This is a genomic window from Paractinoplanes hotanensis (genome assembly GCF_023717965.1).
Taxonomy (GTDB): Bacteria; Actinomycetota; Actinomycetes; order Mycobacteriales; family Micromonosporaceae; genus Actinoplanes; species Actinoplanes polyasparticus.
Genome location: NZ_JAMQOL010000047.1, coordinates 98,614 through 113,313, shown reverse-complemented (window position 1 = coordinate 113,313; position 14,700 = coordinate 98,614). Strand labels below are relative to the sequence as shown.

General features: G+C 67.4%; 11 protein-coding genes. 7 read left to right on the top strand and 4 right to left on the bottom strand.

Features of this window, described 5'->3' with window-relative positions:
• Window positions 1–4: 4 nt before the first annotated feature.
• From LXN57_RS32410 to LXN57_RS32400, 3 genes are all read right to left on the bottom strand, one after another.
• The gene (locus LXN57_RS32410) at window positions 5–718 is read right to left on the bottom strand and encodes an alpha/beta fold hydrolase (protein ID WP_251801997.1); all 714 of its coding nucleotides are present in this window, start codon (window positions 716–718) and stop codon (window positions 5–7) included.
• A gap of 78 nt (window positions 719–796) precedes the next feature.
• The gene (locus LXN57_RS32405; protein WP_251801996.1) at window positions 797–1,678 is read right to left on the bottom strand and encodes an alpha/beta fold hydrolase; all 882 of its coding nucleotides are present in this window, start codon (window positions 1,676–1,678) and stop codon (window positions 797–799) included.
• Window positions 1,679–2,230: 552 nt separating this feature from the next.
• Complete coding sequence (locus tag LXN57_RS32400) at window positions 2,231–2,950, bottom strand: SDR family NAD(P)-dependent oxidoreductase (protein WP_251801995.1); 720 nt, start codon at window positions 2,948–2,950, stop codon at window positions 2,231–2,233.
• Between the two features lie 85 nt (window positions 2,951–3,035).
• Between LXN57_RS32400 and LXN57_RS32395 the strand changes: the two genes are divergently transcribed.
• Window positions 3,036–3,692 carry a TetR/AcrR family transcriptional regulator gene (locus LXN57_RS32395; protein WP_251801994.1) on the top strand — a complete coding sequence of 219 codons (657 nt, stop codon included), beginning with the start codon at window positions 3,036–3,038 and terminating at the stop codon, window positions 3,690–3,692.
• A 267-nt stretch (window positions 3,693–3,959) separates the two neighbouring features.
• Window positions 3,960–4,139, top strand: a complete 180-nt coding sequence (locus LXN57_RS32390) for a hypothetical protein (protein WP_251801993.1) — start codon at window positions 3,960–3,962, stop codon at window positions 4,137–4,139.
• Between the two features lie 146 nt (window positions 4,140–4,285).
• Here the strand turns inward: LXN57_RS32390 and LXN57_RS32385 are convergent, their stop codons facing one another.
• The gene (locus LXN57_RS32385) at window positions 4,286–5,152 is read right to left on the bottom strand and encodes a hypothetical protein (RefSeq protein ID WP_251801992.1); all 867 of its coding nucleotides are present in this window, start codon (window positions 5,150–5,152) and stop codon (window positions 4,286–4,288) included.
• Between the two features lie 596 nt (window positions 5,153–5,748).
• Here LXN57_RS32385 and LXN57_RS32380 point away from each other — a divergent pair.
• The 5 genes from LXN57_RS32380 (at window position 5,749) to LXN57_RS32360 (ending at window position 13,786) form a co-directional block, all read left to right on the top strand.
• Entirely contained in the window at window positions 5,749–10,188 is a 4,440-nt protein-coding gene (locus tag LXN57_RS32380) for an AAA domain-containing protein (RefSeq protein WP_251801991.1), read from the top strand.
• On the top strand, window positions 10,181–11,044 hold the full coding sequence (locus LXN57_RS32375) for a hypothetical protein (RefSeq protein WP_251801990.1): 864 nt from the start codon (window positions 10,181–10,183) through the stop codon (window positions 11,042–11,044). Before LXN57_RS32380 ends, LXN57_RS32375 begins: the two co-directional genes overlap by 8 nt.
• An 80-nt stretch (window positions 11,045–11,124) precedes the next feature.
• Window positions 11,125–11,670 (top strand): hypothetical protein, encoded by a 546-nt coding sequence (locus LXN57_RS32370; RefSeq protein ID WP_251801989.1) that lies wholly within the window; start codon window positions 11,125–11,127, stop codon window positions 11,668–11,670.
• 9 nt (window positions 11,671–11,679) lie between these two features.
• The gene (locus LXN57_RS32365) at window positions 11,680–12,006 is read left to right on the top strand and encodes a restriction endonuclease (RefSeq protein ID WP_251801988.1); all 327 of its coding nucleotides are present in this window, start codon (window positions 11,680–11,682) and stop codon (window positions 12,004–12,006) included.
• A gap of 430 nt (window positions 12,007–12,436) precedes the next feature.
• Window positions 12,437–13,786 (top strand): tyrosine-type recombinase/integrase, encoded by a 1,350-nt coding sequence (locus LXN57_RS32360; RefSeq protein ID WP_251801987.1) that lies wholly within the window; start codon window positions 12,437–12,439, stop codon window positions 13,784–13,786.
• Window positions 13,787–14,700: the final 914 nt, after the last annotated feature.

Below are 14,700 nucleotides of genomic sequence, written 5' to 3'. Positions count from 1 at the left end.
CTCGTTACTGCGTGCCGGCGACCGCCTCGAGGATGGTGGCGGCCACCTCGGCCGGCCGGGAGGCGGCGATGGCGTGGGACGCCCCGGCGATCTCGCGGACGCTGCGCGGCGCCGAGCGTTCCACCTGGAATCGGAACAGCTCGGCCGGGATGTTGCGGTCGCCGTCGCCGTAGACCTGCCAGGTCGGCAGCGTCTTCCACGCGGGCTCGACGTCCAGCGCGTCGGTCAGCGCCTTCTCGGTCACCGGGCGCTGGGTGCGCCCGAGCAGGATGGCGTCCTCCAGTTCGAGGTCCGCGGCGAACTGGTCCGGGAACTTGGCCGGGTCGATACGCACCTCGTTGCCCCCACCGGTCACCGGGTACGCCTGCAGGGCCGACCCGAGGGTGCTGCCCGCGAACTTGTTGGCGAGGTCCAGCGCGGACTCCCCGGTGTCGGGCGTGAATGCGGCCACGTAGACCAGCCCCCGTACGCCGTCAAGCTCGCCCGCGGCCTCGGTGATGACCATGCCGCCGTACGAGTGACCGACCAGGACCACCGGCGTGCCCAGCCCGCCGACCACGTCCCGCACGTACTGGGCGTCGCCGCGCAGGCTGCGCAGTGGGTTCGCCACCGCGACGGCGTCCACGTCCTTGCGGGCGAGCTCGGCCAGCACCGGGTTCCAGGCGGTGGTGTCGGCGAACGCGCCGTGCACCAGGACCACCGTAAGCTTGTCGGACATAGTGTTCTCCCCAGCTCTGCCGCCGGTTCCGGAGTGGAACCGGCGCTCACAAGAACCATGGTCCCGGCCAGTGCCTTTTCACTGACGATTGAATGCGCTTGCGTGAAAGGCACTCAGCGCGGCGAGGGTCGCCTCGGTGGCCTGCTCGGGCAGGAAATGTCCGCCGTCGATCGGGCCGCCGGTCACGTCGTCCGCCCAGTCACGCCAGATCTCCAGCGGGTGGTACCAGGTGTCCACGGCGCCACCAGCCGCCCACAGCACCTGGACCGGGCAGGCGATGCGCCGCCCGGCCGCCCGGTCCTCGTCGTCCGCGCGCCGGTCGACGCCGGCCGCGGCCCGGTAGTCCTCGCAGATCGCGTGGACGACAGCGGGGTCGCGCAGATGACGGGCGTACGCGGGAAAAGCTTCGAAGGTTTTCAGGGCCCCGCCGAACTGGGCGTCGACGAAGAACCAGTCCGGGTCGTGCTTGATGATTGTCTCGGGGAACGGGTTCGGCTGGGCCAGCACGCTCCAATGCCAGTAGCCGAGCGCAAACCGGTCGTCCGCGCGCGCCCAGACCTCCCCGGTCGGCACGATGTCGAGCACGGTGAGGCGGCGCACGGCGTCCGGGCTGTCGAGCGCGAGCCGGTAGCCGACTCGCGCGCCCCGGTCGTGCCCGGCGACGTCGAACCGGTCGAACCCGAAGTGCCGCATCAGGCGTACGGCGTCGATGGCCATGGCCCGCTTGCCGTACGTGCTGTGGTCGTCCACCGTGGCCGCCTTGCCACTGGCGCCGTAGCCGCGAAGGTCCGGCACAACCACGGTGAAGTCCGCCGCGAGCGCGTCGGCGATCGGTCCCCACGCGAGGTGCGTCTCGGGATAGCCGTGCAGCAACAGGATCGGGGGACCCGAGCCACCGTGGCGCGCGTGCAGGACGACCTCGCCGACATCCACAGTCTGGGTATCGAAGTTCTCAAACATGTCCGCACGCTAACCGTGGCCGGTGCCGGAACAGTGCGGATCGGATGCGCGCCGGACTGAACCGCCGGGTCCCGTCGCGCAAGTGCGACACCTACAGCGCGATCGTGCGACCGGCCTGCGACTCGCTGGGGTGGACCTACTATCAGGCGGCCCAGCAGTTCGGGTCGCCAAAAGTCAGTGCCGCCGAGCCGGCGCGGGCCAAGCGGATAGGCCGCGGCGCTGAGGAGAGCCCGGTGACCGGTCGTGATGCGCACACTGCGGGCCCCTGGCCTGTGACTGTACAGATAATGCCGCTGACCTGAGTGGCGGCCGATCCGGCGGCAAGGTGATCACGTGCAGGCAGATATCGACCGCTCCGAGCTGGTGGGGCGGGACGCCGAGCGGACCGTGGTCCGTGGTGCGCTCCGCGCGGCCGGCACAGCGCTGCTCGTGGCCGGCGGCACTGGCACGGGCAAGTCGGCGGTGCTGCGCGCGACCCGCGACGAGGCCGCCGCGGGCGGGGGCCCGGGTCATGGTCGCGGTGTGCGCCGAGACCGAGCGCGATACGGGGACTCAGCCGAACTCGGGAACCTGCACCTCGAACCGGTCGCGCTTCGCGTAGATGTCCCATAGGGCCTCGGCGATGTCGGCCGGGTCGATCTGCGGAATCTGCGACACGTCGATGCCGCTCGCCAGTTCGCCGTCCGTCATGGCCGTGTGGCCGGCGCTGCCGAGGACCATGGCCGCCACGTGGACGGCGCCCACGTACACGCCGCGGTCCTCCACCTCCGAGTGCAGTGACTGCAGGTAGTTGCGGGCGGCCGCCATGGCGGGGCCGAGTCCGCTGAGCCCGGGCATCGGGTGGGTGGCCGAGACGCCCTGGCCCAGCAGAATCGCACCGTCGCCGCGCTCAAGCAGCTCGGGAAGCACCGCACGGACGATCTCGATCGGGGTCAGCAGGAAAAGGTCCAGGTGCCGGCGCATCCCGGCGGCGTCGAGCTCGGCGGCCGGCGTGAAGCCCTCTGTGGTGATCGGGGCGTACTCGATGACGTCGATGCGGCCGAACCGGTCGCGGATGCGGGCGATCAGCTCCGGCACGTCAGCCGTACGCGTGAGGTCGGCCGGAAAGCCTTCGGCCTCGATGCCCTCGGCGGACAGGACCGCGGCCAGGCGGTCCAGCCGCTCACGGTTGCGGGCGACGAGGGCAACACGGTAGCCCTCGCGGCCGAACCGGCGGGCGACGGCTGAGCCCAAACCGGTGCCCGCACCGAAGACGACGACGGTCTTACTCATGATCGTGCTCCCTAAATTGACGACGGTCTCAACTTACCGACAAGTTGAGGATGCCGTCAACTTTCCGGACGGATAGGATTCCTCGGTGGGTGACACGGTGAAGCCGCCGCTGCGGCGCGACGCGCAGCGCAACCTCGAGCGGCTGGTCGCAGCCGCCACCGAGGCATTCCGCGAGCGCGGACTGCAGGTGCCATTGGAGGAGATCGCCCAGCGCGCCGGTGTCAGCGCGGGCACCCTCTACAACCGATTCGGCGGCCGAGACGCGCTGATCGACGCGGTCATGCCCTCGCTGGTCGAGGCGCAGGTGCGGGAGGCGCTCGCTCGCGCAGGCCGGGTCGACGACCCGTGGGAGGCTTTCACGCTCTACGTGTCGCTGCTCTGCGAGCTCCAGGCCACCAGCCCGGCGCTCAACGACGCGGTAAGCAGCCGATTCCCCGACGCCTCCGAGCTGACCCGGATCTGCGACGCCCAGATGACCGACGTACGCGGGCTCATCGCCGCCGCGCAGCTCTCCGGCGACCTTCGCACGGACTTCACGACCGAGGACCTGGCCTACCTGCTCTGGTCGACCTCGATGGTCGTCCGGGCGACGGCCGGCATCACCCCACACGCGTGGCGGCGTTCACTCGCCCTATCCTTCGACGGCCTGCGCGCGTCAGCCGCCCGCCCGCTGCCCGTCCCGCCGATGACCAAGGCCGAGGTGCAGGAGGCGATGCTCCGCCTCGGCACCGCCCGCCGCTGATCGGCCCGGGCCGGCCCGTTCGCCCGCCGCCTCGAGCAACGCGCACCGTACCTGCCGAAAAGACCCGACGCTGGTACGCCACGACGATCGCGCGAAGCGACGGAAGAGCGGGGCGACTGCTCGGCTGCCACGGCTGGCCGCGCCGCCGACAATGGCCTACCCCAGAGCGTTTACACCACGATCCCCCGCCCGGATACAACGACGACGACGACGGCGGCGTGCTGATCAACCTCCCATGACCGGCCCGAGGCGGGTGCACGGTTCGACGTGAACCGGCAGCACGACGTCCTGGAATTCCTGGCCGGGCTGCACGAGACCCTGGACGCGGAGCACTATCTCGGCCGGGTCGCCGGCTCGATCGACCGCCTCGACCACCGGATTTACCACTGCCGATGGCTGCGGTCCAGGGGGTGCGTCCCCGAGTGCGCGGGTCTGGTTACCAGGTAGTGAGGGGTTCCTTCGAGCGGGTTCTGGCGCTGGTCTTGGCAGGTGTCCGTGCCAAGGGAGGTGATAATCCTGACAGCCGGGGCGTCGCCTTGTGCCCAGGTGTGGTTCGTGACGGCAGTACGGATGGCCGTGAGGCTGGCGGGTTCTCACTGCGGCTGAGTTGTGGCGAACAGCAGTTGGTCGGCGTGCAGAAGGTCGGCGAGCAGGATCTTCTCCTTCACTTCCTTGGCCGGTGACGAGCCGAGGGTGTTGCTGCTCTTCGCTTCGCCCACGATCACTTGTTTGTCAGCGTGGGCGGGCAGGTCGAGCTCCGCCTTCGGCCTGCCAGCTTCGCAGAGTTCGAACTCGGAGGCGTCGGTGTAGGAGCGGGCCAGGGCGCGGAGGTGGTGTGCGAGTTGGAGAGGTACCTCTCCATTGCTGCCCAGTAGGTCGCGGGCGACGGGGTGTAGGTCGAAGAACCATTGTGGGCCCTTCGCGGGGTGGCGCCAGCGGGGCTGGGTGAGGGAGTTGGTGGCGGTGCATCGGGGGCAGGTGTTGGTGTGTCCGGCCGTGTCGAGGGAGACAAGCTGACACGGGCGCAGGTGGCGCAGTCGACGATGATGCCGCGGGTCAGGATCCGGGCGGTGGTGAGGGTGTCGATGTCGGCGATCAGCGCGTTCTCGTCGGCTCGGGCGTCGTAGGTTTGTATCCCCCTCGAAGGTGAGGTAGCCCTCCCAGCCTGCGTCGTTGGTGCCCGCGGCGTGCAGGACCACACCTTCGCCGTCGGGGTAGCGATCTTTGGTGTTGCCGGTGCTACTGAGGAAGCCTCGCAGGATTGGCAGCATCTGGCCGGCGAGTAGTTCGGCAAGCGGTTGGCGTCCTCCGACGAGGCGCTGTAGGACTTCGGCGCGTCGCCCGGCGTCGGACAGCCGCACGGTTTTGCCGTGCTGGCCGGCGATGTCGGTCGCCCATCGCAGGATGGTGGGCTGGCGCAGTGCGGGTTGGGCGAGGCGGGACAGGCGGGGCGTTCCCACGGCGATCAGATTGTAGCGGTGCGACTCGAATCGGGGCCCGTTGCGGCCGCTGCGAACCCACGTGAGGTAGGGGTCCGAGCTGGCGGCAAGCAGGTGGCCGCTGTCGAGTCCACGTCCGGCGGGCGTGTGGGTGGTCTCGGAGCGGACTTCGCCTGCCAGGTAAGGTCCAAGACTTGGCGCACTCCTCGGTGATCCGGGACGCGACAGGCCAGACGACGGCTAGGACGCGGCTGCCCTCGATGAGCGATACACCCATCGCGTGCTCGAAGTCGGCCGGCAGCGACCATGGCACGCGCCCGGTCTCGGCGGTAACGGCACGGATCGCAATCGGAGTGCGACGGTTTGTCGTTCTCGTAGCGCCTGAAGGTTCGCCTCGTGGCGCTCGGCCTCCCGCTGGGCCGGGCGAGTTCGTGGTTCCTCGAACCTCGAGTCTCGGCTCGGTTCCTCGATGACAAGCGGCTCAGTCCGAGGGGCGCTGCGATCATGGCTTCCCCGCGTGACGGTTCTGCCGATCGGCCGATTCATTCATGCCCATGCCGTTGCGATCAGTGGCGGCCTTCGCACAGTCTGTATAGCTGGGCTGCGAGGAGGGCTGCGTGCCAGACGTGATGTCACCGACCGATCCTGACCTGATCGACCAGACTCGTCGCCTCGTGACCTACCTGAGGTTTGTCAACCGCAACGCTCGTCCTGGTGCCCGGGACGCGCTCAAGGATGCTTCCCCGATCTGGCTGAACGACCTGATGCCGCTTCGCAGCCAGGCCGACGACGTGTTCTTGGCGGTCGAGCGGCAGCCACCGGATCCTTTTCCCGTGCCTCCCCCGCTGCTGGATGGCTGGCTCAGTGCGGACATGGACCTCACAAACCCGTGGGGCGAGGGGCCGTCGCTGCGTCAAATTGACAAAACCGGGCCGGGATCCGGTTACCCGGACGAGGTCGTGCGGGCGATGCACGGGTGGGATCCGCTGTGGCGGGAATGGGCTGCCGCGGCGCAGGCTGCGCCGGCGGCCGCTGATCCGTACGCGAGTCTGCAGGATCTGATCGGCAAGGCCCTGAAGGAGGATCAGGAGCTGGTGCTCGGCGTCGGCCTGGTCAGCCTCTTCGATTCCGGGCGCTGGCTGCTGCGCCAACACGTCCTGGTCGCCGAGGTCGAGGCCGAGGTCGATGCGGACCACGACATCATCCGGCTGGCCCTGGTCGACGGACTGCATCGTGCGGACGAGGACGCCCTCGATCTCAACGACGGGTACATCGCCGCCAGGGCCGGCCCGCCGTTGGGCGCGCCCGGCGGACTCGACCCGCTGTCGCCGGAGGTCGAGCGTTGGCTTCATGCCTGGCTGGAACGGCATTGGCGGGCTCGGCCGCGGTGGGAACCGGTCATGGCGGAACCGGATCCCGCACCGGATGGACGCCTGCTGGTGACCATGTCACCGGCGCTGTTTCTGCGGCAGCGGGAGAGCAACGGGGTGGCCGGCTTCTACGACCAGATCGCCCGCACGCTGGAGGGCCCGGAGGCGCGCTGCCCACTCGGGCTGGCCCAGCTGGTGCAACCGATGGACAGTCAGCAGCGGGTGGCATGGCTGGACGGCTCATCCGTGGTGCCGGCGATCCTGGCCGACCCGCTGTTGCCGTTGGCGTCCAACCAGCAGCAGCGACATGTCGTGGAGCAGCTGCGCACCGATGCGGCGGTCGTCGTGCAGGGGCCGCCCGGTACCGGCAAGACGCACACCATCGCCAACCTGATTTCCGCTTTGCTCGCCGACGGCCTGCGGGTCCTGGTGACCAGCAAGCATGCGCAGCCGCTGCGTGTCGTGCACGATCTTCTTCCCGAGAGCGTGCGGAATCTGGCGGTGCTGGCGACCGGGAAGTCCGCCGACGGCCGCAAGGACCTGGACCGCACCCTCATCGCCCTGTCGGAGCAGTCGTCGGTGACGAACGAGGCGGTGCTGCGTCAGGAGATCGACGACTTGCGGCGACGGCACGCCGACCTGCGTCACCGGCTGGTGCGGGCGGGTGATGCGCTGCGGGATGTACGCGCGGAGGAATACCAGCCACGGTCGCTGTCCATCGACGGCTACAGCGGAACTCCCGCCCAGGTCGCCGCTGCGGTCGAGCGCGGTCGTGCCCAGCACGGCTGGGTCGGCCCGGTGCCGAGCGGCGCGCCGTCGCCGCCGTTGAGCGACGACGAGGCCGGCGAACTGCTGGGCCTGCTCAGAAGGTTCGCATCGCCAGACGCGGCGACCGATCAGGAGGTACCGGATCCGGAAACCCTCATGCAGCCCCGGACGGTCGTGCGTGCGGTCCGCGCGATCATCGACGCCGAGCACATCTTCGGCGCTGACCTCGACGAGGCGAAGTCGCTGATGAACAGCCTCAGCGGCCCGGTTCTGCAGGAGATCGCGCGCAGTGTCGATGGGGCTGCCGACGCGCTCGGCGGGTGCGGGTTGACCGAGATGATGTCGTCCTGGGACATGGACGACTGGCGCCGCAACGCGGCCATCGACATGTTGCAGCGCCGTAACACTGCCGCATGGCAGGCCCTCTCGCACGCCTTCTCCGAGATCGCCGCCCACCTGCAGACGGTCACCTCCGCGCGGGACCGTGACGTGGAATGGGTTGTCGAAGGTTTGTCCGAGGCGGACTACGCCCGGCTGCTGAGGCAGGCCAAACGCCTGCGTGCATACCTGCAGGGCGGTGGAGGTGTCCGCCGTTTCTGCCCGTCTCCGGAACAGTCGCAGGCGGCTGAGCTGCTAGTCTCCTGCACCGTGGGAGGGATGCCACCGACGTCGCTCGTCCAGGTGCACGCGGTGATCGCCGCGCTGCAGACCGACGGTGCCTGCGTCACGGTGGTCGAGATGTGCCGCGCCCTGGGCATCATCGTGGGCACAGCAACGCATCGGCTGCAGTTGGCCCAGCTTCAGGACGTGCACAGTAGCCTGACCGCGTTGGCGCGCATGGCAGCGGCGCGGCAATCGATCGAGCGGGCCCTCCTGCAGCCGGACACGCGATACCTCATCAACTCGGCGCAGCGATGGGACCTGATCGTGCGGCTGGTGCGCAACTCGTCGCGCGTCATCGTTGCCGGACAGTCCGCTCAGGTGCTGGAGCGGCTCAGGCACACGCTGCTTTCTGCAGGTTCCTCTGCCCGGCCGGGACCGATCGTCGGCCGCCTGCTAAAAACGCTGCGGGACCGGGACACCGACGGCTACGCCGCGGCCTACGAGGACCTTCTCCACGTGTACGACGGACAGGTGGCGCGTCAGCGGTGCGGTCTGCTCGGTGATCGGCTGGCCGCTGTGCATCCCGACTTGGCCGAGCGGCTCCGGGCCGGCTTCTCCGAAACGGCCTGGGACCAGCAGATGCCGCAATTGCAGGCCGCATGGAACTGGTCGCGGGCGGCGGCCCACGTGGCCGGCATGTCCGGTGTGCACCGCGAGCGTGAGCGTCGTCAGGCCCTCGACGAGGTCGAAGTGAGGTTGCGCCAGGTCACCGAGGTACTGGCCGGAAAACAAGCGTTGCTGCATTTCATCATGCGCAAGGACGTGCCGATGTCCAAAGCGCTGCAGGCGTTCCGGACAGCGGTCAACCTGTTCGGCAAGGACGGCGGAACCTACAAGTCGCAGCGGCTCAAGAGCCTGCGCTCGGCGATGCGGGACGCGTCACGTGCCATTCCCGCGTTGCTCATGCCGGTCGGTGAGGTAGCCAGCGATGTTCCGGCGGAACCTGACACTTTTGACGTGGTGATCGTCGACGAGGCCAGCCAGGTGACGATCGACTCGACCTTCCTGCTGTGGCTGGCACCCCGGGCGATCATCGTCGGCGATGACCAGCAGTGCAGCCCCGGCGTTCCGCCGAAGAAACTGCCGGCATATTGGCGGATGGCCAACGCATACCTGCGGGAGATGCCTGATCACCTGCGGCAGGGATTCGGCCCGGACTCCAACCTCTACGAACTCATGTCGACGCATCTGGTGCGAGTCGTGCGCCTTGTCGAGCACTTCCGATGCATGCCGGAGATCATCGGGTGGTCGTCGGACGAGTTTTACCAGGGCAGGTTGCTGCCGCTGCGGCAGTTCGGCGCCGAACGCCTCGACCCGCTCGTGGTCATCCCGGTGGAAAATGCGGATGTGGACGGGGTCGGCACCAGCATCCGCAACCACACCGAAGCCGCCGAGATCGTCGAGCGGATCAAGAAGCTGATCGAAGATCCCCGTTACCAGGACAAGTCCATCGGCGTCATCGTCATGTTCGGCGCCGATCGCCACACCAAACTGCTGGACCAGCTGCTGGACGAGCGGATCGGCCACGCCAACCGCAAACGGTTCAACATCCGCGTCGGCGATCCTCCAGCGTTCCAGGGCGACGAGCGCGACGTCATTCTGCTGTCCATGGTGGTGAAAACGAGACCCAGCCCGGCGACGAGCAGGAAGGATCGGCAGCGATTCAACGTGGCGGCCAGCCGGGCACGTGACCAATTGTGGCTTTTCACCTCGGTCCCGGCCGACGAACTCGGCACCACGGATCTGCGTCGTTCGCTGTTGACCTACATGCAGAACCCGCCAGCCAAGTTCCTGATGGACCGACGCCTGGACCAGATTCCGACCGACCGGCTGAGGACCCCGTTCGAGTCGCTGCTCGAACAACGCGTCTTCGGTGAGCTTCGCCGCCAGGACTTCACCGTCATTCCGCAATATCCGATCTACGGTCGACCGATCGATCTGCTGGTGGTCGGCGACAACGGCCAGCTTGCCGTCGAATGCCACTCCCCCGCGCTGCCCATGACGCCGGACGACATCGCCCGCGACATCGAACGTGAACGAGAACTCCGGCCGACCGGCTGGGAAATCGTCCGTATTCGGGAAAGCGACTATCTGCTCGACCCTGAGGCGGCGCTCGCCCCGCTGTGGGAACAGCTACGCCGTCGTGGCATCGGCCCGACATCCCTACGTCCGGCTCCGCTCAACAGCACGCAGACATGGACGCCGATCAACCTTCCCGACAGCGAAGACGACGACCACGAGGATTCCGATGCTTGAAGGTGCCGACGACAACATCCTGTCCGAGATCGCCCGTATCGCCTGCGGCGACGGCGACGGGCTACCGGTCCGACGCACCGGAAACGAGCTGGCGAAACTGCTGCAGCAGGCCGGATGGCCGAACGTTCCTCGGTTTCAGGAACCGCGTAGAGCGTGGCTGACCAATCAGCTGCGGACCCGCCGCGATCATCCTGGCGCCGTTGAGGCCGTCGTCAAGCGCCTGGCCGACCGGCGCGAGTACGTGCACCTACACCTCCCGCTAGCCAGCGCAGAGGTCACCGAGGAACTGAACCGGCTACTCGCCGTCGAGGGTCTCGAGGTCGCCCACCACCTCGGCCGGCCCACGATCCGTCCGGCGACGCAGGTCCGTGGCGAAGCCGCGGACGATGGCGACGTGGCGTTGCACGCCACGATGGCAGATCTGGTGTGCGACCCCGACCTCGCCGCGATCCTGCAAGGCCGGCTGGAGGAGGCGCGCATCTGTGAACGTAACGGGGCGTGGGTGAGCGCAATCATCATGCTGGGAAGTCTCCTGGAAGGTGTCCTGCTCGACGCGGCCGCGGTACGCCTGCCACACCCGCAGAAAGCGCCCAAGGACTGGAAGCTGTACACACTCATCGAAACCGCACACGCACAGAAATGGATACAGCGAGACGCCCAGCGCTTCGGTCATCTCCTGCGCGAATATCGAAATCTTGTGCACCCGAACGTGCAGCGCGAATTGGGCGATCCACCGGACAGGTTCACCGTCGACATGTTCAGACCGGTCGTGAACGCCACGCTCAACGACCTAGCCGCGACCGCTCCACCCAGCCAACATGCTCCGACAGCCGCTGACCCTGCATCCCACCGATGATTCAGCAACCCCTTCGACGGTGATCTCACACGTGACCCGCGGCGCCTGCGACAGCCGATATCGACCGACTTGGAGGATGGATGGGCGTCGACCCTGAGCAGGATCTGCGGCGCCTTCGCGAGCAGGCGCTGACCGATATCGGCCGGTGGTCGAGCCGGACCCCGATCAGATCGGCGGTGTATCACCTGACGCGTGGTCGCATCGACCAACGGCCCCGATACAACGTGACCCAGCTGCCGACATTACCAACGCCCTGGCAGGACACCGACTCAGGCCGCTATTTCGGTTGGCGGTGCCGGCAGGCGAACCTGTACGGCGAACTGGCGTTCGTCGTGGAGTACATCGTCTGCCCATACTGCGGGATCGGCTGGGCCGACCGCCCGTACACCGTCGAGGAGTTTCAGCGCAACGGGCTCGCCGCCGCGGGACTCGAGGCACTGCGAGCCGAGCATCCGACCGTCGCCTGGTACACCGGCAGCGGGCACATGAATGACGCGAAGGCGTTCTGGGCGGCGGTCGGAGACGGTGTCCCCGGCGGATACTGTCCCCGAGATCTGTGCCGGCATGTCGCTCGCCACGGAGGGTTGCTACCTCGATGGCAGTGGGAGAGATTGGATCAACGCTGATTCTTGGGCATGGTGTCCGCGAAGCCCCAGAGCCGCAACGGCATTGAAGGCTTCATCACCCTCGTGGGTGCGCCGATCTTCGGCGGCAAGGTCGTCATCCAGGCAAAGCGCTACCGCAACACCGTCGACGTGTCCGCGGTCCGCGACCTGCACGGTACGTTGCAGACCGAAGGCGCCTCCAAGGGCATCCTCGTCACCACCAGCGGCTACGGCCCCGCCGCCTACGAATTCGCCTCCGGCAAGCCCCTCGAACTCATCGACGGCGCCAACCTGCTCTACCTACTCGCCGAACATGCCCAGCTCAAAGCTCGAATCGACCCCAGCGAACTCGACTGATAGGACCATTCCACGTGGTCGGGCCACCTCGCCCAGCTGGATTGGTCGCTGCCGGCCGCAGGACTGAGCCCGAGACATGCCGCCCCCTCCCCCGCGAATCAGCCGACAACAACACAGCCCCCAAGCGTCCTAGGAACCTGGGCTAGAAGGATAGTTCCGTCAAGTGTTTGGAATCCGCGGAGACCCTCACGAGAATGAGAAAAGCGCGCACAAACGGCGCACCAAAATCATCGAGACAGCCAAATATCTGCTCGTTGCCCACCCCTAACCCCCACACTGCCAGTTCGAACTTATACAAGCTGTGACCTGCACGTTTGCAAGTAAGTCCTGGTCAGATGGTTTTCAGGGTGCCGGTTCTTACGCTCAGTAGGAGCCGACATGCCTCGTTGGTGTTCGCATGCGTACACCTGTTCGGCCTACTTTCCTGGGCATGGCATCTATGAAACCGCGTGGGCGGTCTTACGAGGTTCGGTGGCGTGCGGGTCGCAAGGGTGACTGGCAGACGTGCACGTTCGCTACCGAGAAGCTGGCGCAGGCGGCCAAGGATCTGGCCGAGGCGCGTCACCACAGGATCAGCGACACAGACGTGTACGCCGCGCTCTTGGGCATCGACAGGGTCGACGACGAGCCGGAGGACGAGCAGAGGGAGGAGGTGGAGCGCAGTCCAACGCTTGGCGCCTGGGTGGATGAGTGGCTGACGTTGAAGGTCGACGTGGCGGAAAGCACCCATAAGGAGTACGCCCGCATGTTGCGGGGGCGGGTGGTGCCAGTCTTGGGTGATCTGCGGGTAGACGAGATCAGCCGGGACGAGGACGTCGACCCGTGGAAAGTGAATCTGTCGGCGGATCTGATGCCCGCAGGCGTTCAGAAGCATTGGGCTGTGCTGAGCATGGTCATGCGAGATGCGGTCCCGCGGTTCCGACCTGACAACCCGCTCGACCGCCAGCCGGGCCATCGGAGCAACGGACTGCCGAAGGTCTACAAGTACAACGCGTGCTTCCTGTCGACCGAGGAGGCGCGTCTGCTTGTCGCTGCGTGCCCGGACGCGATCCGTGATCTCGTGCGGGTGGCGTTGGGGACGGGAATGCGGATGGGCGAGATCTTCGGTCTGCAGGTGGGATCTGTGGATCTGCGCGGCGAGCGGCCGGTCATTTATGTCGAGCAGACGTTGCGCCGGGGTGGCACGTTCGCCGAGCCAAAGTCGGAGCGGTCGAGGCGTTCCATCTTGCTGCCGAAGACGGTGGCCGCGTTGCTGGCCGAACGGATTAAGGGCAAGCGTCGCGGTGATCTGGTTTTCGCTGCTCCCGGAGGTAAGCCGTGGGACGCGAATAATTTCCGGTCGAGGTACTGGGATAAGGCCGTTGCGGCGGCGCAGCGGTGTGCAGCTCATCCGCCGACCCCGGCGAAGGTCGGTAATGGCAAGAAGGTGCGGCGGGTCAGCGACTTGGCCGTTTCGTCGTGCGAATGCACGACACGGCTGCATCAGCGGCCCCGTTTCCACGACCTACGTCATTCGCACGTGGCGTATCTGATTGACGCCGGGTGGGATTTCTTCGTCATCCAGCACCACATCGGGCACGCCTCGATCAAGACGACGTTTGACGTCTACGGGCACCGGCTGACGCGCGGCGACAAGGCCCGACTGAAGGCTCTTGACGAGCGGCTCACCGACGGGACCGTCACGGACATGCAGAGCGCAAAGAAGGGCCGCAAGAAGGCGGCGAAGAAGACGAAGGGCAACATCTCACCCTTCATCGAAGGGATGGGCGAGGCTGCTTGACGTAGCTCCGTGTCCGAGAGCGTTGTTGAGGCTGCTGGTGCTGCGCGTGAGTCGGTCAGGGCCAGCGATTTTTTCAGGGCCGGCTTACGCGCAGCCCGGTCGACGCTTCGTCGGTATTGCGCGCGTCCGAACGAGCTTTTCGTTCCATAATGGAGGTATGGGCATGAGCGATAGGCAGCTCCCGCGGCAGCGGGCACACGACGCGGTGTGCTTGCGGTGCCGTCGCCTCGATCAGTTGGTGAGCGTGCCGGCCGCAGTACGCGCCGGTCACTCCACCGGAGTGGTGCGTGGCAGCGTGACCGGCCGGTTTGGCTACGACGTTCCTGTCACCGGTCGGGTGTCCCAGGTCAGCGGGTTGGCTCGTGCGTTGGCCGCGCCGAGGCGACCACCTGCCGCCACTGGGCCGGCCATCGTCTTCGGCGGGTCTGCCCTGCTGGTGATGTGGAATCTCCTGCTGGCGGTGTCGGATCCTGCTGACGGTACGGCGTGGTTTGGGACAGTGTTCTTTCTGGCCGTGGCAGCAGGCAGTGGTTGGGTGCTGCGAGCGCGGCAGCGTCGCCTCCGGGTGATGGGTCCCCTGGCCGACGAGGCGGTCGGACTTTGGCGGCGGTCGTGGTACTGCCGCCGGTGCGGCGTGGTCAGCGTCTACGGCGCTGGTGTGCCGGTGACCGTGCCGGCGGGCGGGCTCGCCTCTGCGCTGATCTCGGTGGCTCGACAGCGCCGTCAGCGGCCGGCGCAGTCTGTGCGGTCCCCGTCTGCGGGTGTTTCGCAGTAGCCCGCATTGGCGGTGTCTGCCGCGGTTACAAGATCTTGGGCAGCGAGGGCTTTCGCTTCGCTGCCTCACCGCGTTCGGGCACTCTTTCCTGGTCAGTGCCGGTGGCGGCCCGCTGGATGTCGGCACGTCACGACTATGG